Below are 22,625 nucleotides of genomic sequence, written 5' to 3' on the forward strand. Positions count from 1 at the left end.
TCCAGATAGACGTGCCGTTCGACAGGGGCGTTGCACCAACGTCGCTTTATGTGGCTCAAGTCACATCACGATGCGGTGACGCGCCGTGGCGTCGCTGCCTTGCCGAACGGATGCACGGTACGTTGCGCCGTTCGGGCGCCGTGAGCCGGGGTCGGTTGGACTGGACCACCGCGGCATAGGCGCAGGTCGCGGTCAGGTCGCCTTGCAAATGTCCTGATCGGCGTCGCGCGTGGCCACCTTCAGTGACGGTGCCGGCGCCGGGCTCGGCGGCGGGCTCGCCGGAGCCGCCGCAGGCGGCATGCCCGCGTACGAACTCCCCACGGTCAGCACCACCTGCTCCGGCACCGTCCCTTCCGGCTGCACCGCGGACCCCGGCAGCGCCGCCGCCAGCGTCTTCGCCTGCTCCGCCAACGCCGGGGCGTGCTCGATCGTCGTGGACGTGACCTGGGCCGTGCTGCCGGTTGCGTCCACCACGAACCCGCGCCGCGTCAGCTCGTCGCCGACCTCGCGCGCGACCCCCGGCCGCCCGCTGCCGTTGAGGACCTTCACGTGCACCTGCGTCGGATCAACCGGGCGGACCGGGACCGGGGCGGACGCACTCGACACCGCCGGGCTCGGCGGCGCCGCCGATGTGGCCGCCCCCGTCTTCGGCGTCCCGGCCTGCGCGGCCGGGGCCGCCGCCGGAGCCGGCCCCGGGGCCGCCCCCGCGGGCTTCTTGCCGTCGAGGTGCTCGTCGAGGTTGATCGCCTGGAACAGCCGCCGCGCGTCCGGCTGGATCGGCTCCAGCCGGTTCTTGTCGGTCGGCGAGTCCATCACCGGCACGGTCACGAACGTCATGTCGGACGTCTTGACGCCCTGCACGCTCCGCCCGAGGTCGACCAGCGCCTTCACCGAGTCGAGGCCCTCGTCCGCGCGGATCGACTTGGTCACCGCGTCCGCGAGGTCGTACATCCGCGCCGGGTTGAACAGCACCTTGCTGCTCGTCATCTGCTTGGCGAGCGACGCGATGAACGCCTGCTGCCGCTTGATGCGCCCCAGGTCGCTCCCGTTGCCGCCGAGCGACTCGTCGTGCCGCAGCCGCACGAAATCGAGGGCTTCCTTGCCGTGCACGGTGCGCTTGCCGGCCGCGAGGCTGATCTTGCCGGTACGGTCGGCGACCGCCTGCGGCAGGCAGATCTCCACGCCGCCGACCGCGTCGACCATGCCCTTGAACCCGGAGAAGTCGACGACGATGTGGTGGTCGATCCGCAGTCCGGTCAGGCGTTCGATGGTGTTGCGGGTGCACGCCGCGCCGCCCAGCTCGTAGGCCGAGTTGAACATCTGCCGGGTGCGCTCCGGCGACTTGCCGCCGGTGCGCGTCACGCACGGCGGCACCGTCACCATCAGGTCGCGCGGAATGCTCAGCACGACCGCCCGCTTGCGGTCCGAAGTGAGGTGCAACACCAAGGTGGTGTCCGAGCGTTCGCCTTCGTCGCGGCCGCCGCCGAGCTGCTTGTTGGCACCCGCCCGCGAGTCCGACCCGATGATCACCACATTGAGCGGCTTGCCCTTGCCGTTGCCGCCGACCTCGGGCCGGTCCGCGCTGAGCTTGCCTTCCACGGCGTCGGTCTGGATGTTGCCGTTGAGCTTGCGGTAGACGACGTAGGCACCCGCCGCGCCGGTCACCAGCAGCAGTGCGCAGACGACCAGCAGCGGGATGAACACCTTGCGGCGGCGGTTGCGCCTGCGACGGGCCTTGCGCGCGGCGGCCCGGCCGCCGAGGCAGGGCGCCGCGTCGGCGGCAGCATCCGCCGCGACCGGTTCCGGCACCCCGTCGTCCGACGAACTCCCGGACGGAGTGCGCCTCCTGGCCATACCCCGTCCTCACCTTCCGCGCAGTTTCCCGGCGGACGGACGGAGTCGACCGACCGGGCTTCAGCCTTCGGAATCAGTGATCGTACGGGTGACGCGCTCGGTCGAAATCCGTCGTTCCCGGGCGGATTCGTCGATGAGTTCGAAGTTTCGGCACAAAACCACAGGTACGGACGCCGCGAGCGGTGCCAGCAGCCCTGCCCGCAAACCACTCGCACGAGTGAACGGCAAGGTCGACAAAAGCCGGTCGCCGGGCGCCAGCCCCCATGCCGCCGCGGACTCCGCCCCGGCGTCCGCGGTCTCCGCCCCGGTGAGGGTACGGCCGTCGATCTCCAGCGCCGGGTCGTCCGCGCTCGGCGGCACGTACGGCACGAACCGGTCGCCGAACCCCGGCACCTCGACCGCGTAATCGCGGTAGCCCTCCGGCGGTGCCGCGAACCGGGCGCCCAGCGGCCGCAGCGACAGCCCGACCCGCTCGCCCGGGCAGGCCAGCCCGCGCTCCAGCGCGTCCGGCCCGGCGACCACCACGTCGGCCGCGGCCGGGTCGCCGTCCGGCACCGCGACCGCCCCGACCGACCAGCACGCCAGCAGCCACACCTGGGTCTGCCAGTGCGCGGGCAGCAGCAGCGCGACGCGGTCGCCGGGCTCGACGGAGAGTTCGTCCTGGAGGTAGTTGGCGGTCTTGCTCACCCAGTTGTCGAAGGTGACGACGGACAGCTCGACGCGCTCGCCGGTGGCGTCGTCGTAGAACGTGGTGAACGGCCGCGTCCCGTCCGAGGCGAGGGCGGAGCGGAGCAGGGTGACGGGAGTGGTGTCGGACATGGGCTCACTGTACGGAGCGGACGATGCGGCAGACGCGCGGCCTCCCCAGGCCTGTGGACAACCCGGCTCAACGCGAGCCCACGCCCCACAACTCCATCCGAGTGGCCTTCACCGGTTCAGCACTAAGCCCCGCCTGCCGAGGAACACACACAAGACTCCCGCCCCGACCACGAAAGGCCACCGTGCTCCTCGGCTCCACCGCGCGCTCCGCCCGAAACCGCCTCCGCCCGCTCGCCGCAGCCGCGGCCCTGGCGCTCACCCTCCTCGCCGCGCCCGCCGCAGCGACCCCCGAGACCGCCTCCGCCCGCACCCCGGGCACCACCCACACCGTCCCCCTCCAGGGCGTCGCCCGCGACGCTCCCGCGGGCGAGGGCCGCACCATCGCGGCAATCCCACGCACCCCCACCCGCGCCTTCTCCCTCGCGGGCATCTCCTGGGACGACCCGGCCGCGGACCCCCGGCTCGTTGTCACCCTCCGCACGAAGTCCCAAGGAAAATGGGGCTCTTGGCGCACCATCCGGACCACCGGCGACCGTCTGGCCGACACCGCCCGCCGCGGCGCGTCCGAACCGCTGTGGATGGGCCGCTCCGACGCCGTCCAAGCCCGCGTCGGCCTGCTGTCCGGCGACGTCCCGCGCGGCCTGCGCCTCGAACTCGTCGACCCGGGCGTCGCGTCCGTGGACGGCAAAGTCCGCCCGCGCGGCGCCGGAAGCCGCCCGGCGATCGTCAGCCGCGCCGCGTGGGGCGCCGACGAGTCGCTGCGCGAAGCCGACTTCAAGTACACGGACACCGTCAAGGTGGTCTTCGTCCACCACACCGCGGACAGCAACACCTACAGCTGCGCCGACTCGCCCGCCGTCCTGCGCTCCATCTACCGCTACCACGTGAAGACCAACGGCTGGTCGGACATCGGCTACAACTTCCTCGTCGACCGCTGCGGCACGATCTTCGAAGGCCGCGCGGGCGGCGTCGACAAGGCCGTCCGCGGCGCGCACACCCTCGGGTTCAACACCGACAGCATGGGCGTCGCGGCGATCGGCACCTATACCGACACGGCCCCGCCCGCCGCGCTCCTCGAAGGCCTGACCCGGGTCATCGCGTGGAAGCTCGGCATGTACGGCCGCAACCCGCTCGGCCAGGACCAGCTCACCTCCGGCGACAGCGCCAGCCGGTTCGCCGCGGGGACCAACGTCCGCTTCAACGTGGTCAGCGGCCACCGCGACGCCTTCGTCACCGAATGCCCCGGCCAGTCGCTCTACGACAACCTGCCGCGCCTCCGCCGCGGCGCCGCGAAGGCCCTCGGCACGTGACCGTCAGCCGCCCACGCTCTTCCCCACCATCCGCTCCAACCGCTCCACCAGCGGCTCCACAACCGCCTGTGCGGTGAACCGCTCGCGCGCCAACTCCGCCGCCGCGGCGCGCAGCCGCCCGACCTCGGCCGGGTGCGCGGTAAGCCGCCGCAACGTGTCGGCGAGCGCATCCGGGTTCCCCGCCGGGACGAGCCGCGCCGCGCCGCCCAGCAGGCGGTGCTGGGGCGCGGTGTCCGACGTGACGACCGCACAGCCGGCCGCCGCGCCCTGGAACACCTTGTTCGGCACCACCCGCAGCGCCTTCGCCCCGGTGCCGAACACCCCCAGGCACACGTCGTGCCCGGCGACCAGCCGCGGAAGATCGGCGGCGGGCACGTCGGCCTGCCAGCGCACCCGCGGATCCTGCCCCACCAGGTCGCGGGTGCGCTGGAGCTGGAGACCGCGGCCGATCATCGTCACCGCGATCGGATAACCGTCGAGCTGGCGCAGCGCACCGCCGATCACCGGCGCGCCCTGCACCGGGGAGAACAGGCCGAACGCGACGACCCGCAGCGGCGCGTCCCGCGCCCCCGCGTCCGGCCCCGCCGGCCCGGCACCCACGTGCCGCCCCGCGTCGAACCACTGCGGCGCCGCGCCGATCGGCACCACGATCGTCCGCTCCCGCCGGTCCGGCGGAAGCACCCGCCGGTGCTCTTCGGTGTCCACGAGCACCAGATCGGCCGCCCGCAGCGCGGCGCGCTCGACCCGCATCGCCCAGCGAAGCGCGGCGCGCGGTGCCTGCCCGACCCGGTCGGCGACGTCGTCCACGCTCTCCAAGTGGTCGAGCACCAAAGGCGTGCGCGGGAACAGCCGCCGGGCGGCCTGGATGTCGACGCGGCCTTGGTACCCGCACAGGATGACGTCGGGTTTCGGCAACCGGCGTGCCCGCACGGCGAGTTCGGCGAGTCTCGCGGCGTGCGCGGGCCGCCCCCGAGGTCTGCGGTCCCGGCTGGGCACGTCGGTAGGCCGCAGCGGCGCATTGCAGACGACGACGTCGACCCCCTGGCGTTGCAGGCCCTCGGAGAGGATCCCGACCCGGGGGTGCACGGTCGTGTCGTACGTGCCGAACACCATGACCCGCATAAGCCGATTGTGCGCAGCGTGACGGGCCTTAGACCAGATGTAGGGGGAGCCCGATGTTACGGTGGCGCGGGCTCGCGCGCGGACGGGCCGCCGCGAGCGGGACCACAAAGGGAAGAGGACGGGTATGGCGACGACGCACGCCGCGGCGCTCACCCGCACCTTCCGCCCCGCCTACGAGCTGGACCTGCGCCTCACCCTGGGGCAGTTGCAGCGCGGCCACAGCGACCCGACGTACCGCGTCGCCGCCGACGGCGCGGTGTGGCGCAGCGCCCGCACCCCCGACGGCCCCTGCTCGCTCCGCATCACCGCGCGCCGCGACACGGGCGAGGTCACCGGGGAGGCGTGGGGCCCGGGCGCCGCGTGGCAGCTCGACCGGCTGCCCGCCCTGCTGGGCGCCGACGACGACCCGGCGGCGTTCCCGTCGCACCACCACCCGCAGATCCACGACGCGTTCCGCTCCCGCCGCGGCCTGCGGATGCCCCGCACCGGACTCGTCCTCGCCGCGCTGATTCCGTCGATCCTGGAGCAGAAGGTCACCACGATCGAGGCGCGCAAGGCCTTCCGCCTGCTCGTCCTCTGGTACGGCGAACCCGCGCCCGGCCCGGCACCCGACGGCCTCCGCGTCATCCCCGACGCGGCCACCTGGTCGCGCATCCCCACCTGGGACTGGCACCGCGCGGGCGTCGACCACAAGCGGTCCCGCACCATCATGGAAGCCCTGCGCGTGGCCCCGGCCCTGGAACGCACCGCGCCCCTCGCCAACGCCGAGGCGTCCCGGCTGCTCAAGTGCGTCCCGGGCATCGGCGTCTGGACGACCGCGGAAACCATGCAGCGTTCGCACGGCGACCCCGACGCGCTCTCCGTCGGCGACCTCCACCTGGCCAAGCAGGTCTGCTACGCCCTCACCGGCACCCCCGGCGACGATGCGCGCATGCTCGACCTCCTGGAGCCCTACCGGGGCCACCGCCACCGCGCGGCCCTGCTGGTCCGCATGACCGGCCCGCGCACGCCCCGGCGAGCCCCGCGGTTCGCCCCGCGGGACTACAGCCGGATCTGACCCGGACCGGGCCCGAAGCAGGCCCGGGGCCGAAGGGATGTCCGCAGGGACGTCAGCGCACCACGATCACGTCGTCCGCCGTCCGTTCCGGCCGCTCGCGCGGCGGTTCGGCCGGGTGGCCGATGGCCACGGCGCCCATCGGGTCCCACGTGTCGGGGAGCCCGAGGGCGGTGCGGACGGTGTCGCGGCAGAACATCGTCGAGGAGATCCACGCCGAGCCCAAGTCCTCGGCGGTCAGCGCGATCAGCAGGTTCTGCACCGCGGCGCCCGCGGAGACGACGAACATCTCCCGCTCGGCGGCGGAGCGTTCGGCATCCGGGTAGGTGTGCGCGCCGTCGGCGACCAGGCACGGCACCGCGATGTACGGCGCCTTGCGCAGCAAGTCGCCGCGGGCCACCCGGCGTTCGATCGCGTCCTCGGCCAAGCCGTCGGCACGCAGGTCGGCGATCCACTTGTCCCGCATCGCGTCGAGCAATTCGGCGCGTGACGACGGGGATTCGAGAAGGACGAAGCGCCACGGCACGGTGTGGTGCGGCGCCGGAGCGGTGACCGCCGCGGCCACCGCGCGCCGCACCGCCGCCGGATCGACCGGCTCGGCGGTGAACGCGCGGATGGTGCGCCGGGCTTCGACCGCGCGGCGGGCGCCCTCGCGAAGCGCGTCGTCGGTACCGAGGCGGAACATGTCGTCCGCGGAACTGCGCACCATCGCGCGGATCCCGGCGCCGTCCTCGTCCGTCACCAAGTGCTCGAGGCCGCGGACCACCGCGACCGGGACCGCACCCGCCTTGCCCTTGACCAGCTCGGCCGCGGACGCGAGTTCGTCGACGATCGCGGTGACGGTGACGGCGAGTTCGTTGCCGTGCGTGTCGCTGCGGCCGCGGTGGTCGTCGAGCGCGTCGAGGCCCGCGACGCCGATTGCGACGTCGGTCAGCCCGGTCCGCCACGGGCGGCCGAAGGTGTCGCTGACGACCACGCCGATCCGCACTCCGGTCCGGGACCGCAGCCCCGCCCGCAGCGCCCGCGCCGACACGTCGGAGTCCTCGGGCAGGAGCAGCAGCGTGCCCGGCTCGGTGTTGGACGCGTCCACGCCCGCCGCCGCCATGACGAACCCGTGCCGGGTCTCCACGATCCGGGTGTTGCCGCGGCGGGCGACCACCCGGACGGCCTCGGAGTCGATGACCTTGTCGCGGTCGACTCCGCGCAGCAGCCGGCCTTCCGCCTTGCTCACGATCTTGGACGTGACGACCAGGATGTCGCCGTCGCGCAGCCCCGGCCCCGCGGCCGCGGCGTCGGCGATCAGCGCGGCGAGGTCGTCGCCTTCCCGGACTTCCGGAATGCCCGGCAGCCCGAGGACCTGGTAGCCCGGCGGCGGCGTCACGCGCCGGCCTCCCCGGCGGCCCGCACCTCGGCGGCCATGTCGAGCGCGGCGCGCGCCATCGCGGCGGTCGCCTCGACGTCGGTCATCATCAGCGGAATCGCGCGGCAGCGGATCCCGGCTTCCTCGACGGGCGCGACCGCGTCCGCGTCGGTGGCGTCCACGAGCCAGCCGTCCAGCAGGCCCGGCCCGTAGTGCTTGGCGACCGCGACCGCGGACGTCTCGACGCCGACCGCCTCCAGCACCTTGTCCGCCATGCCGCGCACCGGCGCGCCGCCGACGATCGGCGACAGCCCGACGACCGGCGCGGACGCCTCGACCAGCGCGTCCCGGATCCCCGGCACGCCCAGGATGGTCCCGATGCTCACCACCGGGTTCGACGGCGGGAACAGGATGACGTCGGCTTCCGCGATCGCCGCGAGCACGCCCGGCGCCGGCTTGGCCTCTTCGATGCCCACCGGCACGATCGCGTGCGCGGTCACCGAAGCACGGTGCTTGACCCAGTACTCCTGGAAGTGGATCGCGCGGCGCACGCCCGGGTGCTCGGCGTCCTCGCCCAGCTCCGCGGTGTCGACGACGACATGGGTCTCGACCCGGTCGTCGGACATCGGGATGAGCCGCACGCCCGGCTGCCACCGCGCGCACAGCGCCTCGGTCACCGCGCTGAGCGGGTAGCCGGCGCTCATCATCTGGGTCCGCACGATATGCGTCGCATAGTCGCGGTCGCCGAGGCCGAACCAGGTCGGCTCGACGCCGTACGCGGCCATCTCCGCGCGGATGCTCCACGTCTCGTCGCGGCGGCCCCAGCCCTGTTCCTCGTTGATGCCCTCGCCGAGGGTGTACATCACGGTGTCCAGGTCGGGGCACACCTTGAGCCCGAACAGGTGGATGTCGTCGCCGGTGTTGCCGACGACGGTGATGTCCGCCTGGGGTTCCGCTGCCTTGAGGCCACGCAGGAACCGAGCTCCGCCGATCCCGCCGGCCAGTACCACGATGCGCATGGCGACAGTCTCGCAGGCCCGGGGCGCGGCGCGGCGGTCAGCCCGCCACCGGCACCGCTTCGGCGGCGGTGCGGACCCCGTCGTGCGGCGTCATCGCGGTCAGGCGCGGCGCGTACACGTGCACGCTCACCGCGGGTTCGGTCCCCATATTGGTGATCGCGTGCACCGCGCCCGGTCCGGAGACGCGCGTGACGCCCGGCCGCAGGACGCGTTCGCCGGAGCCGGCCTGCTCGTGGAGTTCGCCGGAGACGACGGCGAACACGCCCGCGGACCCGCCGTGGTCGTGGGCGCCGGTGCCCTGGCCGGGCAGCCAGCTGAGCAGCCACACCTCGTGGTCGTCGGCGGAGTGCAGCAGGCGGTACCAGCGGGAGACCGGGTCGAAGCCGACGGTGTGCGGTGCCGCGGCGACCTCGGCGGCGTACCGGGCGGCGAGGCCGGCGAGGCGGCCGACGCCGGTGCGGATGGGCGGTGCGGTGGGCAGGGCCAGGGTGTCAGGGGCGGCGAGCGGGTCGCCGGCGACCGTGATGTCACTCGACATGCGCGGGAAGTCCTCGGGAGCAGGGTGCGGCGGAGCCGCACAGAACAGCGGAAGTGCGGTGGAGTCCGCACGGAACAGCGGACGGGAGCGGCGGACCGGACAGCGGTCCGCGGGAAGCTGCGGCGAGGGCGCGCGGTACGGCCGGGAACCTGCGGGACGGCCGCGGCCGGCACGGATGGCGCCGGAGACCGGGGGCGGTCACCGCGGGGGAGAACCGGAAGGATGGGCCGGTGGAGCACCTGGTCCCGGTCACCGCCTGCGCGGCGAGGGCGGACGGAAGAAGCCGTGCCCTCAGCTCGTACAGCAGGGAGACATACAGGACCCGCAACACAGCGCAGCGGCGGTCCCGCGGACGTCGGCGGGGCGACTCCGGAGCGGCATGCGGTGTGCGGACATGCCGAAAAGGACACCCGCTTCGAGGGGCCGCTGTCAACTCGGGATGGCCCGTACGGGGGTGTCCTACGCCCCGAGTCCCCGATTCGGGTGAGATTCCGCCCCGCAGGATTGAAGACAGGGTTGAAATAGAGGGGCATGGGGGACTGATTCCTGACATGCCGCGCATACCGGTGCCTGCCACGGCCGCCGGAAGCGGCAACCGGTTGTCCGGAAAACGACCGGTGGCAGGCGGGTCGAACTGCCGTACGCGCACCGAAATCCCGGGGAACTCCGCGCAACCCCAGGCAAGTCCGCGGGTCCCCAAGCAACTCCGCAGATGCTCGCGGAACTCGGCGTCTTCCGAAAACGGCTGTGACGTCGGTCATTCCGGTGAGATTTTCCGCGGAAGCGGGGAACCCTGGTGGGCGCGCGGCGCGTAGGTCCATTACGAGTCGGCATCGTCCGGTTGGTCCGAAGGTGCCTCCGGAGGGTGCCGGCACAGTCCTCGGACGTGGGGCGGAAACTCGGGGTTGATAGATATGTCCGAGTTTGATGCAATACGTCCAACCCGTGGGGTCGGTGTGGTCCCGGGGGGTGAATCCGGGCCCCAATAGCAGAGCCTGGCTTGACGGGACAGTAATGACGCGCTTGTAATTTCACACAGGCTGGGACCGTCGCCGGTAACGGCTTAATAACGGGGACGTAAAAAGGGTCGAGGAGGCACGCGATGGGCGAGCTGTTGCAGCTCCTGGTCGATGAAGGCGTCATGGAGGGCGTGGAGGGGCTGGCGGAGGAGGAACTCACCTGGCAGGAACGGGCCCTGTGCGCCCAGACCGACCCCGAGTCCTTCTTTCCGGAAAAGGGCGGTTCGACCCGCGAGGCCAAGAAGGTCTGCTTCTCCTGCGAGGTTCGCGACGAATGCCTTGAATACGCCCTCGCCAACGACGAGCGTTTCGGCATCTGGGGCGGACTCTCCGAGCGCGAACGGCGCCGGTTGAAGAAGCGCGCGGTCTGACCCGCCGCCGGACCGCGGACCGCCGCTGATTCCGCCGCCGCAAGGCCGCCGAATCCCCGGCACACCCCCCCGCGCGGTCCGTGCTCAGGGCGTCGTGCCCGACCAGCCCGGAACACCTGCCGTACCGGGCCGGCATCGGAGACCGACCGGGAGTGGCTCCCGTCGTCGCGTAGTGTGGGCCCGTCCAGCCGGGTGCTGGATGATCACCGCCGTCGCTCCCGAGCCTCCCGGGGTCCTTAGCCCTGATGCCACTTTTCACGCAACAGTCGGCCTCTACCCACGCGCCGGCATATCCGAGACATGTCGTCACCGCGATCCTCGTCGCCCACGACGGGGCACGCTGGCTCCCCGGCACCCTGACCGGAATCCTCGGCCAGGAACGCCCGGTTCAGCGCGTCGTCGCGGTGGACACCGGAAGCACCGACGCCACCCCGCGGCTGCTCGAGGACGCCCTCGGGCCGGCCTCGGTGATGAGCGCCGACCGCCGCACCTCCTTCGGGGCCGCGATCGCCGAAGCCGTCCGCACCGTCCCGTTCGCCGACGAAGCGTCCCTGCCGTACGGCATCGACGGGTACGCGCCCGGCGCCGACCCGTACGGCCCCGACGCGTTCGGCGGCGACGACTACCTCAGTCCCCGCTCCGGCGAACTCGTCGAATGGCTCTGGCTGCTGCACGACGACAGCGAACCCGCGCCGGACGCGCTGCACCTCCTGCTGCGCGCCGCCGACGAACTCCCGTCCGCCGGCGTCCTCGGCCCCAAGATCCGCAGCTGGTACGACCGCCGCCAACTCCTCGAAGTCGGCACCACGATCGCGCGCAGCGGCCGCCGCTGGACCGGACTCGAACGCCGCGAACAAGACCAAGGCCAGCACGACGCCGTCCGCGGCGTACTCTCCGTCGGCAGCGCCGGTATGCTCGTCCGCCGCGACGTATGGGAGCAACTCGGCGGTTTCGACAAGCGCCTCGCCTTCGGCCGCGACGACACCGACTTCGGCTGGCGTGCCAACGCCGCCGGCCACCGCGTCGTCGTCGTCCCCGAAGCCGTCGTGCTGCACGCCGAAGCTGCCACCCGCGAACGCCGCCCCATCGACTGCGCCCCCAACCACCCGCACCGGGTCGACCGCGCGGGCGCCGTCTACACCCTCCTCGCCAACGCCACCGGCAAAACCCTGCCGCTCGTCTGGCTGCGCCTCTTCTTCGGCACCTTCCTCCGCGCCCTCGGCTACCTCGTCGGCAAGCTGCCCCGCATGGCGCTCGACGAATTCCTCGGCGTCTACAAGGTCTTGCTGCGGCCCGACGCGATCATCGCGGGACGCCACAAGCGTTCCCGCACACGTGTCGCCGCCGACGCCGAATTCCGCGACCTCTTCCCGCCCCGCGGCGCGGGCATCCGGCACGCCGTCGACACGCTGTTCGGCAACATCAGCCGCCGCGTCGAACCCGAAGGCGCCCGCGCCCGGCAGAGCGTGCTGGAAAGCGGACCCACGTCCGAGGACGCCGACGACCTCCACGTCGAGAACTTCGCCCGGCTACGCGCCGTCGTGCAGCGCCCGGGCATCGCGCTGGCCGCCGGGCTGGTGCTCGTCACCCTTCTCGCCGCCCGCGACGTGCTCAGCGGCGGCGACCTCGTCGGCGGCGCGCTGCTGCCCGCCCCGGACTCCGCCGCCGACCTGTGGCACCGCTTCACCGAGTCCTGGCACGGCGTCGGCCTCGGCGGCAACGACGCCGCACCCCCCTACCTCGCCCTCGTCGCGGGCCTGGGCACGCTGCTGTTCGGCAGCGCGTCCGCCGCGGTGAGCGTGCTGCTCATCGGCAGCGTCCCGCTCGCCGGCATCAGCGCCTACCTGAGCGGCCGCAAGCTCGTCCCGAACAAGCCGGTCCGCGCCTGGGCCGCCGCGGCGTACGCGCTCATGCCCGTCGCCACCGGCGCGATCGCCGCCGGACGCCTCGGCACCGCGGTCGTCCTCGTCCTCGCCCCGATCGTCGCCCGCGGCCTCGCGGTCACCGCCGGCCTCGGCGGCCAGCCCGGCACGTGGCGCGCCGCGTGGGCCACCGCCCTCGCCGTCGCCGCGGCCACCGCGTTCGTCCCGCTGTCGTGGGTGTTCGTCGTCGTGCTCGCCGTCGCCGCGCTGCCCGCCGCGGTCCTCGCCGGACGCCTCGGCGCCGGCCTCGTGCTGCGCCTCGCCGTCGTGGTCGTCGTCCCGCTGGTGCTCCTCATGCCGTGGACGCCCGCGATGTTCGGCGGCGACCGGCTGTTCCTCGAACCCGGCCTCACCCCGGACGGCCTCGCCGAACGCGGCACCAGCCCGGTCGGCCTCCTGCTCCTCGACCCCGGCGGCCCCGGCACGCTTCCGGCAGTGTTCGGCGCGGGCCTCCTGCTCGCCGCGCTCGCCGCACTGCTGCGCGACTCCCGCCGCACCGCGGTCCTGGCCGGCTGGGCCGCCGCCACGGTCGGCCTGATCGGCGCGGTCGCCATCAGCCGCATGGAGGTGACCGCCCCCGCCGACGGGCACGCGGTCGCCGCCTGGCCCGGCCTCGCCACCGTCGTGGTCGGCCTCGGCTACCTCGCCGCCGCCGCGGTGGGCGCCGAAGACGCCCGCGCCCGGGTCGCCGCCAGCAGCTTCGGCTGGCGCCAGCCCGCCGCCGTCGTGGTCGCCGCAGTCGCCGCACTCACCCCGGTCGCCGCGGCCGGCTGGTGGATGTGGCAGGGCGCCGACGGTCCGGTGTCCCGCAAGGACGGCCCCTACGTCCCGGCGTTCGTCGCCTCCGACAACTCCACCGCCGACCGCGCCCGCACCCTCGTGCTGCGCACCGACCCGGGCGGCGCCGTCCGTTCGGTGCTGGTCCGGGGCAGCGGCGTGTACCTCGGCGACCCGGACGTGGCGCCGGAAGCGAAGAAGGCCAAGGTCTTCGACGACTACGTCGCCGCGTTCCTGTCCGGCACCGGCAGCGCCGACACGGCCGGCCTGTCCGACTTCGCGGTCCGCTACGTGCTCGTCCAGGCGCCCGCCGACCCGGCGTTGGTCGCCCGGCTCGACGGCACCCCCGGCCTGGTCCGCAAGTCCTCGGAACACGGCACCCCGCTTTGGCGGGTCGAAGGCACCAACGCCCGTGCCGTGATCGAGAACCCGGACGGCGCGAGCTTCCCGCTCTCGTCGACCGACGACGGCGTGTCCACCCGCATCGACCCGGGCCCCGACGGCCGTGTCCTGCGGCTCGCCGAACGCGCCGACTCCGGCTGGAAAGCGACCCTCGACGGCAAGCCGCTGACCGTCCGCAAGGGCGACGCCGGCGACTGGGGGCAGCAGTTCACCCTCCCCGCCGGCGGCGGCCGCCTGTCCGTCACCCACGAAAGCGGCGGCCGCGGCATGTGGCTCGCCGCCGAAGGCCTGCTGTTGCTCGTCGTCGTGGTCCTCGCGCTGCCCGCGCGGCGCCGCGGCAACGACGACGACATGCCCGACAGCCCCGCCGCGGTCGGTGCGGGCGCGGCCGAGTCCGCGGTGTCCGCGAGCCTGCCGGGCGGCGGACGCCGCGCCCGGCGCGAAGCCGCCGCGGCGGAAGCGGCCGCCGAGGCCGCAGGCATGCCCGCGCCGGAACCCGGCGGCGTGCCGCCGGAGTCTCCCGCGGAGACCACCGGATCGCTGTTCGTGCCGGCCCAGCAGGGCGGCACCGGAACCGCGGACGACCAGGAAGACGACTGGGACCTCGGCCAGTACGCGCGCGGTTTCCAGCCACGCGAAACGCAGTTCCCCGGCGACTCCGGCTACCAGGAGCCCGGCCAGAACCCCGGCCAGAACCCCGGCTACGGGGACTACGCCGCAACCCCGTATGCCCCCGCTCAGGACGGCTACGGCCAGTCCGGCGGCTACGACGGCGCGGGCTACGAGCAGAACGCCTACCCGGGCGGCTACCCGGACGGCGGCTACGACCCGAACGCGTACGACCCGAACGCCTACCCGCAGCAAGGCGGCTACAGCTCCGGCGAATACGCGGCGTACGACCCGCAGACCGGTGCCCCCGTCTGGCCGCAGCAGCCCCCGCAGCAGCCGCAGGAGCAGCCGGGGTCCGACACGCCGTGGCCGCCGCCCCCGCAGCAGCCCCCGCACCCGGGGAGCGGCCGATGACGGCCCGCGTCCGGCGCGTGCCCGCGCGCCGCCCCGGCACCCCGCAGCCGCACCGACCCGGAGGCCGCCGGTGAAGCGCACCACCCTGTCCCTGGTCGTCGTGGTCGCCGTGCTGGCCCTCGTCGTCGGGTTCGCGACGATGACCAAGCCGTCCGCGGGCCACGCCACCGAGGCCAAACCCCGGCAGGTGCCCATCCAGCGGACCGACGCGGTGTGCCCGCAGGTCCGCGCCAATCCGGGCGCGTCCACCCTCTACACCGCCTACACCCCGGCGTCCGCGTCCGCGGGTGCCGGGGCGGGCGAGGCGACGCTGACCGAACTCGCCGACCGCACCAAGGTGCGCGGCAAGGCCGACGCCGTCGGCCGCCCGGTCTCGCTGCCCGTGGACACCGCGGAGAACCCGCCGCTGGGGTGGACGGCGTCCGGCTCGTTCGCCGCGGGCTTCGCGGCGCAGTCCACAACCCGGCTCGCCACCGGGACGGGTCGCGGCCTGTCCGGCACGGTGTGTGAAACGCCGGGCACCGACGAGTGGTTCGTGGGGACGTCGACGGCGCCCAATCGCGAGTCGTACTTGTACCTGGCCAACAGCACCAACGTCGGCGCGCAGGTCGACGTCGAGCTGTACGGCCCGGACGGCGCCATCCAGATCGACGGCGTCCGCAGCATGACGTTCGCGCCCGGCGAGGCGCAGAACATCCGGCTGGACACCCTCAAAGCCGGTCTGCCGGTCGCCACGGTGCACGTCATCGCCCGCACCGGCCGCATCGCCGCCGCCGTCCGCGACACGCAGGGCGCCACGGGCAGCGACTGGCTTCCGCAGGCGGGGCAGCCGGGGCGCTCGTTCGTCGTGCCGGGCCTGCCCGCGGACGCGTCGAGTGTGAAGCTCACCGTGTTCGGCGCCAGCGACACCGACACGGAGGTGGGTGTCGAAATCATCGGCAAGGCCAGCACGTTCAAGCCGGCCGGCTTCGAGTCGGTGACGGTCAAGCGCGGCGAGGTCAAGGAGCTGGACCTGGGGCCGATCACCCAGGGCGAGGCGGGCGCGCTCAAACTGACCGCGGCCCGGGCGGACGTGCTGGTCGGCGTCCGCGTGGTGCGCGGGAGCGGCGACAACACCGACGCGGCGTTTCTCGCCGGGACGCCGGCCCTCGGCGGACGCGGAGTGGTGGCGGACAACCGCGCGGGCGGCGCGTTCACCGACACGGTGTTCCTGACGGCTCCTCAGGGGGCCGCGAAGGTCCGCCTCATCGCCGCCGCGGGCGGCGACCCGGCGACCGCGGACGTGGACGTCCCGGCGGGCACCACCGTCGCGGTGCCGGCCCCGGTCCCGGCCGGTGCCGGGCAGTTCGCGCTGAGTATCGAGCCGCAGCCCGGCTCGGGCCCGGTGCACGCGGCCCGCATGATCAACGAACAGGCCGACAAGGTCCCGATGTTCACGATCCAGGGGAGCAGCCCCGCCCGCGAGACGGTCGACCTGCCGACGGTGCGCGGCGACCTGACCATCATGGTGCAGGAGCCGAAGAGCACGCCGTCCGCGACGGCCACGCCGACCACGCCGGGCGCACCGGCCAAGTAGGTCCCGCTCGAACCGTCACCGTGCCGCGCCGGTCCCGCACGGGGCCGGCGCGGTTCGTCTGTCCGCCGTCGGCTGTTCTCCGCCCGGCCGTCACTCGTCCGGGTCGACGGTTTCCGGGTCCAGCCCCAGCAGGTCCGCGACCTGCTCGACGAGGATGTCGTGGACGAGCATCTCCAGCTCGGTGCGGCTCTCCGCGCGCAGTTCCAGCGGCCGCCGGTACAGGATGATCATCGCGGTCTCGGTGGACGTCGCCGGCACCATGCGCCCCAAAGCCACCGGCTCGTCGGCCAGCAGCTCGGTCTCCGCCTCGGGCACGTCCAGCACCGCGAACCGCACCCGCTCCAGCTCCGGCCACCGCTTGGTGAGCCGTTCGACCGAGTCGGACGCCAGGTCGTCGAACTTCTCCGCGCGGGTCAGCGCGATCGGCACCGGGCGCGGCGCGAGCGGCCCGCGCATGCCCCGGCCGTGGCGGTCCCGCCGGCGCCGCCGCGGCGGCCGATCGGGGTGCGGACCGGACCCGGGGTCCTGGCCTGGAGCGCCGGAGTTGCCAGGATTACTGTGCACGGAATCGAGCATAGAGGCTGGCGGAGGCGACACGTGGGCCTGACGTGGGGCGTATGTGACCCGTGGGCCGCCGCGGTGCGGTACCGTCCATGCCCGTGAGCCCTGTACGTCGCTGTTCGCGGACTGCATGCGGCCGCCCTGCGGTCGCGACGCTGACGTACGTCTATGCGGACTCCACGGCGGTCCTCGGTCCTCTCGCGACTTATGCCGAACCGCACTGCTACGACCTGTGCGCCGAGCACTCCGAACGCCTCACCGCGCCGCGCGGCTGGGAGGTCGTGCGCCTCGCCCCGGACCCGGCCGCCGGGAAGCCCAGCAGCGACGACCTCGAAGCGCTCGCCAACGCGGTCCGCGAAGCCGCGCGCCCGCCCGTGCCGCCGCAGGCGCCCGACCAGCCCGAGCGGTCCGCGCACCCGGAGAGCAGCGGCCGGCGCGGCCACCTGCGCGTGCTGCGCTCGCCGGACTCCTGACGGACTGCCCGACCGGCCGATTCGCTTGCGGCGTCCGCTTCGCTAGTGTTTTACCGGCCCACGGGCCGACCGAAGCAGAGCCGACGCGGGGCCGGCAGTGCCGCCCCGCTGACCACGAGCGGAGCCCCGGTGCGCGACCTTTCCCAGATCGTGAAGGCCTACGACGTCCGAGGCGTCGTCCCCGACCAGTGGGACGAAAGCACCGCATACGCCCTCGGCGCCGCGTTCGCGAAGGTCACCGAAGCGGCGACGGTCGTCGTCGGCCACGACATGCGGCCCAGCTCTCCGGCGCTGTCCCGGGCCTTCGGCGAAGGCGCCGCGAGCCAGGGCGCCGACGTCGTCGAGATCGGCCTGGCCTCCACCGACGAGCTGTACTACGCGAGCGGCAGCCTCGACCTGCCCGGCGCGATGTTCACCGCGAGCCACAACCCCGCGCAGTACAACGGCATCAAGATGTGCCGCGCCGGGGCGTCCCCGATCGGCGCCGACACCGGCCTTGCGGAGATCCGCAAGCTCGCCGAGGACGGTGTCCCGTCGTACGACGGCAAGCCCGGCACGATCAGCGAGCGCGACGTCCTCGCCGGCTACGCCGAATACCTGCGTTCCCTCGTCGACCTCACCGGCATCCGCCCGCTCAAGGTCGTCGTCGACGCGGGCAACGGCATGGGCGGCCACACCGTCCCCGCGGTCCTCGCGGGCCTGCCGCTCGACGTCGTCCCCATGTACTTCGAACTCGACGGCACCTTCCCCAACCACGAGGCGAACCCGCTCGACCCGAAGAACCTCGTCGACCTCCAGGCCAAGGTCCGCGAGACCGGCGCCGACCTCGGCCTCGCCTTCGACGGCGACGCCGACCGCTGCTTCGTCGTCGACGAGAACGGCGACCCGGTGTCGCCGTCCGCGATCACCGCGCTGGTCGCCGTCCGCGAACTCGAGAAGCACCCGGGCGCGACGATCATCCACAACCTGATCACCTCGTCGGCGGTCCCGGAGATCGTCCGCGAGCACGGCGGCAACCCGGTGTGCACGCGCGTCGGCCACTCCTACATCAAGCAGGAGATGGCCGAGACCGGCGCGGTCTTCGGCGGCGAGCACTCCGCGCACTACTACTTCCGCGACTTCTGGCGCGCCGACACCGGCATGCTCGCCGCGATGCACGTCCTCGCCGCGCTCGGCGGCCAGGACGGCCCGCTGTCCGACCTGGTGTCGTCGTACAACCGCTACGTGGCCTCCGGCGAGATCAACAGCGAGGTCGCCGACCAGCGCGCCGCGACCGAGAAGGTCCGCGCGGCCTACGCGGGCAAGCCCGGCATCGTCGTCGACGACATGGACGGCATGACCATCGGCGGCGACGACTGGTGGTTCAACCTCCGCCCGTCCAACACCGAGCCGCTGCTGCGCCTCAACGTCGAGGCCAAGGACACCACGACCATGGAGGCGCTGCGCGACGCCGTCCTCGCCCTGGTCCGCGGCTGAGACCCGCGGCCGGGCCCGGCGCCGTCGGCGCCCGGGCCCGGCCTGCCGCGTGTTGCGCGGCGGAACCAGTCAGTAGGGTGTGACGTTGACCGTACGCCCATGCACAGCACCTGCACCGTCCCCGTGGGAGAAGCCTTGAAGCTCGAACCCTCGCTCCTGGCGATCTTCGCGTGCCCGGTGTGCCACGCACCGCTGCGCGCCGACGAGTCCGCCGACGAGCTGGTCTGCACGTCCGACACGTGCGGCCTGGCCTACCCGGTGCGCGACGACATCCCGGTCCTGCTCCCCGACGAGGCCCGCCGCCCGGGCACCGCCGCGCACGGTTCCGGCCCGGCATGATCCCCGTCGACGAGGCCCTGCTCGACGACCCGGACGGGCTCGGCCGCGCGGACACCGGCCAGGCGCTCCTCGCGCTGGCCGGGGCCGGCGCGCAGGTCCGCCGCGCCGCGCTCGCGGCCGCCGAGTCCGGCATCCGGTCCGGCGTCGACCGCCCGCGCGTGCTCGCCGTCGCCGTGCCGGCCGCGTGCGGCCCGGTCGCCGCGGCCGTGACCGCGCTCGGCGGCGCCTCCGCGGCCGTCCCGGTCGTCGAGGTCCGCGGCGGCGTGCTGCCCGGCTGGGCGGGCCCGCTCGACCTGCTGGTCCTCGCCGGTCCGCGCGGCGACGAACCCGAACTCCTCGCGCTCGCCGAACAGGCGTACCGGCGCGGCTGCGCGGTCGCCGCGGTGGCCCCGTCCGGATCGCCCGTCGACGGCGCCGCCGAGCAGTCCCGCGGCCTGCGCGTGCACGCGCTCGCCCGGACCGCGGGCGGCCCCGAGAAGCTCGCGCCGCGCGACACGTTCTGGCCGCTGCTCACCGGGCTCCTGTCGATCGCATACGCGATAGGGGCGTCGCCGTACGCGCCGGGCGAGGCGTTCGACGCGCTCGCCGACCGCCTCGACGCCGTCGGGCTGCGCTGCCGCCCGGCCGCCGGCACGTTCGAGAACCCGGCGAAGGCGCTCACCCTCGACCTCGCGGGCACCGTCCCCGTGGTGTGGGGCACCGGCCCGGTCGGCGGCGTGGCCGCGGCCCGGTTCGCGGACGTGCTCGCGTCCGTCGCCGGCCTGCCCGCGCTGTCCGGCACGCTGCCGGAGGCGGCCGCCGCGGCCGGGAACCTCTTCGACGGTTCGCTCGGCCGCGCCGTCGCGGACACCGACGACTTCTTCCGCGACCGGGTCGAGGAACCCGAGCCGCTGCGGCTGCGCCCGGTCCTGCTCGTCGACGACGGCGCCGACCAGGCGCTGCGCCGCGCGGACGCGGTGCGGCGCGTGGCCGTCGACCTGGGACTGCCGTACAACGAGATCACCGCGGAGGGCCGCGACCCGCTGGCCCGGCTCGGCGACCTGGTGGCGCTCGGCGACTTCGCCGCGGTCTACCTCGGACTGACCACCGGGCACGAAACGGGGGCGTCCGGGAGCTTCGCCGGGCCTGCCGGACCGGGGGACGGGATCAGATAGCCATGGACCGCCTGGCCAATCCGGTCCGCGTCTCCACGTGGGGCTCGACCACGGCCATCCCCGAGATACTCGGCGTCGCTCCCACGGGCGAGCCGCAGGCCGAGCTGTGGATGGGCGCCCACCCGGGCGACCCGTCGCACATCGACCGCGGCGCCGGGCCGCGTTCGCTCGCGGACGTGATCGCCGCCGCGCCGGAGGCCGAACTCGGTGCGGCGGTCGCCGAACGTTTCGGCGCACGGCTGCCGTTCCTGCTCAAGGTGCTCGCCGCGGAGCAGCCGCTGTCGCTCCAGGTGCACCCCAATCCGGCGCAGGCCGCGGCGGGGTTCGCCGACGAGGAAGCGCGCCGGGTGCCGTTGGATGCGCCGTACCGCAACTACGGCGATGCCAGCCACAAGCCGGAACTCGCCTGCGCGCTCGGTGACTTGGAAGCGCTGTGCGGTTTCCGCGAGGTGCCGGGGACGGTGAAGCTGCTCGACCAGCTTGCGGTGCCCGAGCTGCAGCCGTGCATCGACGCGCTGCGCGGTTCGCCGGAGGCCGAGGGACTGCGGTTCGCGATGACCCACGCGCTGACGCTGCCCGACGACCGGCGCGCGGTCGTCGTGGGGGAGGTGAAGGCGGCTTGCCTGCGGGTCGCGGACACGCCGTCGCCGTTCGCCGCGGCGTGCGCGGCGGTCGCCGACCTGGCGCACCGGCACCCGGCCGACCCGGGCGTGGTCGCGGCGCTGCTGCTGAACCACGTGCGGCTGGCCGACGGGGAGGCGGTGTATTTCGCCGCCGGGCTGCCGCACTCGTATCTGCGCGGCGTCTTCGTCGAGATCCTCGCCAACTCGGACAACGTGCTGCGGTGCGGGCTCACCGACAAGCACATCGACATCGCCGAACTGCTGCGCGTGCTCGAGTTCCGCGCCGGGCCGGTCGACGTGCTCAAGCCGGTCGAGGGCGTCGACGGCGAGCAGGCGTACCCGACGCCGGTGCCGGACTTCCGCCTCTCGCGGTTCGTGCTGGACGCCGCGGGCCCGTCCCGCGTGCTGCACGCGGCCGCGCCGCAGATCCTGCTGTGCACCGCGGGCGCCGCCGTGCTCGCTCCCGAGGGCGGGCCGGAACTCCGGCTGGCGCGCGGCGAGTCGGTGTACGTCCCGGCGGGTGATCCGCCGATCGCGGTCACCGGCGAGGGCGCACTGTTCCGCGCGACGGTCCCGGGCACCGCGGGCTGACCGAGGGCCATTCCGGCCGTCCTCCGCCACGTTTTTACTCCCCGATGACAGAATGACCGCCGCAGCTTGGCCAACGGACCCGGTCGACGGGTCCCCGAGGGGACGGGGCGGTAGTCGGATGAGTGCGGGTGGAGGGACCAAGGCGGTCGTCGCGGCACTGGCCGCGAACCTCGGGATCGCGGTGGCGAAGTTCGTCGCCTTCGCCATCACGCGCTCGTCGTCGATGCTGGCCGAAGGCGTCCACTCGCTCGCCGACTCCGGCAACCAGGTGCTGCTGCTCGTCGGCGGCAAGCGCGCCAAGCGGGCGGCGACGCCCGAGCACCCGTTCGGGTACGGCCGCGAGCGCTACATCTACGGCTTCCTCGTCTCGATCGTGCTGTTCTCCGTCGGCGGCATGTTCGCGATCTACGAGGGCTACGAGAAGATCGCCCACCCGCACGAGCTGGAGAGCTGGTACTGGGCGGTCGGCGTCCTCCTCTTCGCGATCGTCCTCGAAGGCTTCTCCTTCCGCACCGCGATCGCCGAGTCCAACCAGCTGCGCGGCAACCTCAGCTGGGCGCAGTTCGTGCGCCGCGCCAAGTCACCCGAACTGCCGATCGTGCTCCTCGAAGACTTCGGCGCCCTGATCGGCCTCGTCCTGGCGCTGCTCGGCGTCGGCCTGACCGTCGCCACCGACGAACCGGTCTTCGACGGCATCGGCACCCTGTGCATCGGCATCCTCCTCGTCGTGATCGCGATCGTCCTCGCGCTGGAGACCCGCAGCCTGCTCCTCGGCGAAGCCGCCGACCTCGACACCATCCGCGCCATCGAGGCCGCGATGGTCGACGGCGACGAGGTGGAGAGCATCATCCACATGCGCACCCTGCACCTCGGCCCCGAAGAGCTGCTCGTCGCCGCGAAGATCGCCGTCAACCGCTCGGACACCGCCGCCGAGATCGCCGACGCCATCGACAACGCCGAAGCACGCGTCCGCGCGGCCGTCCCGATCGCCCGCGTCATCTACCTGGAACCGGACATCTACCGCGCTCCCGCCGCCACCGCCTGACCGGCCGCCCGGCCCGGCCGCGTCCGGCGCCGCCGCCGGGCCGAAGCACCCGCAAGTGCTAACGTCGATCCGAGCAAGGCGAATGCAGTCGCTGCGGACGGCAGTCAGAACCGCGCCGGTTTTGAGGGCATAGAAGGCCACCGACTGGATCGCGCCGCCAGGTGTGCGTACCCGCGCATGCCCGCACACGGCGCGAC

18 protein-coding genes are annotated in these 22,625 nt (G+C 73.7%); 11 read left to right on the top strand and 7 right to left on the bottom strand.

Translation table 11 applies throughout. The annotated features are described in order from the left end of the window. Positions 1-192: 192 nt before the first annotated feature. Both ACPA54_RS09755 and ACPA54_RS09760 read right to left on the bottom strand, forming a co-directional pair. On the bottom strand, positions 193-1,854 hold the full coding sequence (locus ACPA54_RS09755; protein WP_423528276.1) for an LCP family protein: 1,662 nt from the start codon (positions 1,852-1,854) through the stop codon (positions 193-195). Positions 1,855-1,914: 60 nt separating this feature from the next. Further along, the gene (locus ACPA54_RS09760; protein ID WP_423528277.1) at positions 1,915-2,673 is read right to left on the bottom strand and encodes a TIGR03089 family protein; all 759 of its coding nucleotides are present in this window, start codon (positions 2,671-2,673) and stop codon (positions 1,915-1,917) included. A gap of 182 nt (positions 2,674-2,855) precedes the next feature. On the opposite strand from ACPA54_RS09760, the gene ACPA54_RS09765 reads away from it, so the two are divergent. Then, entirely contained in the window at positions 2,856-3,983 is a 1,128-nt protein-coding gene (locus ACPA54_RS09765) for a peptidoglycan recognition protein family protein (RefSeq protein ID WP_423528278.1), read from the top strand. Positions 3,984-3,986: 3 nt separating this feature from the next. On the opposite strand, the gene ACPA54_RS09770 is transcribed toward ACPA54_RS09765, so the two are convergent. Further along, positions 3,987-5,105, bottom strand: coding sequence for a glycosyltransferase family protein (locus ACPA54_RS09770; RefSeq protein WP_423528279.1), 1,119 nt, complete (start codon positions 5,103-5,105; stop codon positions 3,987-3,989). Positions 5,106-5,229: 124 nt separating this feature from the next. Here ACPA54_RS09770 and ACPA54_RS09775 point away from each other — a divergent pair, with 124 nt between their 5' ends. Further along, positions 5,230-6,162 carry a DNA-3-methyladenine glycosylase family protein gene (locus ACPA54_RS09775; RefSeq protein WP_423528280.1) on the top strand — a complete coding sequence of 311 codons (933 nt, stop codon included), beginning with the start codon at positions 5,230-5,232 and terminating at the stop codon, positions 6,160-6,162. A 52-nt stretch (positions 6,163-6,214) separates the two neighbouring features. Here ACPA54_RS09775 and ACPA54_RS09780 read toward each other — a convergent pair whose 3' ends face one another. Genes ACPA54_RS09780 through ACPA54_RS09790 form a run of 3 tightly spaced genes read right to left on the bottom strand, consistent with a single transcriptional unit; the run spans position 6,215 to position 9,076 of the window. Then, entirely contained in the window at positions 6,215-7,540 is a 1,326-nt protein-coding gene (locus ACPA54_RS09780) for a coenzyme F420-0:L-glutamate ligase (protein WP_423528281.1), read from the bottom strand. Next, positions 7,537-8,538, bottom strand: coding sequence for a 2-phospho-L-lactate transferase (cofD, locus tag ACPA54_RS09785; protein WP_423528282.1), 1,002 nt, complete (start codon positions 8,536-8,538; stop codon positions 7,537-7,539). The genes ACPA54_RS09780 and cofD overlap by 4 nt, the downstream gene beginning before the upstream one ends. 37 nt (positions 8,539-8,575) lie before the next feature. After that, on the bottom strand, positions 8,576-9,076 hold the full coding sequence (locus tag ACPA54_RS09790) for a cysteine dioxygenase (RefSeq protein ID WP_423528283.1): 501 nt from the start codon (positions 9,074-9,076) through the stop codon (positions 8,576-8,578). A 1,102-nt stretch (positions 9,077-10,178) separates the two neighbouring features. Here ACPA54_RS09790 and ACPA54_RS09795 point away from each other — a divergent pair. From ACPA54_RS09795 to ACPA54_RS09805, 3 genes are all read left to right on the top strand, one after another. Continuing rightward, entirely contained in the window at positions 10,179-10,466 is a 288-nt protein-coding gene (locus tag ACPA54_RS09795) for a WhiB family transcriptional regulator (RefSeq protein WP_345676021.1), read from the top strand. Between the two features lie 245 nt (positions 10,467-10,711). Next, a complete protein-coding gene (locus tag ACPA54_RS09800; RefSeq protein WP_423528284.1) occupies positions 10,712-14,590 on the top strand; it encodes a glycosyltransferase family 2 protein in 3,879 nt (1,292 codons plus the stop codon). 70 nt (positions 14,591-14,660) lie between these two features. After that, positions 14,661-16,166, top strand: coding sequence for a DUF5719 family protein (locus ACPA54_RS09805; protein WP_423528285.1), 1,506 nt, complete (start codon positions 14,661-14,663; stop codon positions 16,164-16,166). Between the two features lie 90 nt (positions 16,167-16,256). Here the strand turns inward: ACPA54_RS09805 and ACPA54_RS09810 are convergent, their stop codons facing one another. Next, positions 16,257-16,622, bottom strand: a complete 366-nt coding sequence (locus ACPA54_RS09810; protein WP_423528286.1) for a metallopeptidase family protein — start codon at positions 16,620-16,622, stop codon at positions 16,257-16,259. Positions 16,623-16,819: 197 nt separating this feature from the next. Between ACPA54_RS09810 and ACPA54_RS09815 the strand changes: the two genes are divergently transcribed. The 6 genes from ACPA54_RS09815 to ACPA54_RS09840 all read left to right on the top strand — a co-directional run bounded on the left by ACPA54_RS09815 (position 16,820) and on the right by ACPA54_RS09840 (position 22,428). Beyond that, positions 16,820-17,200 (top strand): DUF3499 domain-containing protein, encoded by a 381-nt coding sequence (locus ACPA54_RS09815; RefSeq protein ID WP_345676025.1) that lies wholly within the window; start codon positions 16,820-16,822, stop codon positions 17,198-17,200. 129 nt (positions 17,201-17,329) lie between these two features. Continuing rightward, a complete protein-coding gene (locus ACPA54_RS09820) occupies positions 17,330-18,676 on the top strand; it encodes a phosphomannomutase/phosphoglucomutase (RefSeq protein WP_423528287.1) in 1,347 nt (448 codons plus the stop codon). Between the two features lie 135 nt (positions 18,677-18,811). After that, positions 18,812-19,015, top strand: coding sequence for a Trm112 family protein (locus tag ACPA54_RS09825; RefSeq protein ID WP_345676049.1), 204 nt, complete (start codon positions 18,812-18,814; stop codon positions 19,013-19,015). Continuing rightward, the gene (locus ACPA54_RS09830) at positions 19,012-20,169 is read left to right on the top strand and encodes an SIS domain-containing protein (RefSeq protein WP_423528288.1); all 1,158 of its coding nucleotides are present in this window, start codon (positions 19,012-19,014) and stop codon (positions 20,167-20,169) included. The genes ACPA54_RS09825 and ACPA54_RS09830 overlap by 4 nt, the downstream gene beginning before the upstream one ends. 2 nt (positions 20,170-20,171) lie before the next feature. Further along, positions 20,172-21,383, top strand: coding sequence for a mannose-6-phosphate isomerase, class I (gene manA, locus ACPA54_RS09835; protein ID WP_423528289.1), 1,212 nt, complete (start codon positions 20,172-20,174; stop codon positions 21,381-21,383). A 118-nt stretch (positions 21,384-21,501) separates the two neighbouring features. Beyond that, positions 21,502-22,428, top strand: a complete 927-nt coding sequence (locus tag ACPA54_RS09840; protein WP_345676029.1) for a cation diffusion facilitator family transporter — start codon at positions 21,502-21,504, stop codon at positions 22,426-22,428. Positions 22,429-22,625: the final 197 nt, after the last annotated feature.

The sequence above is a fragment of the Uniformispora flossi genome (assembly GCF_049534875.1).
Taxonomy (GTDB): Bacteria; Actinomycetota; Actinomycetes; order Streptomycetales; family Streptomycetaceae; genus Yinghuangia; species Yinghuangia aomiensis.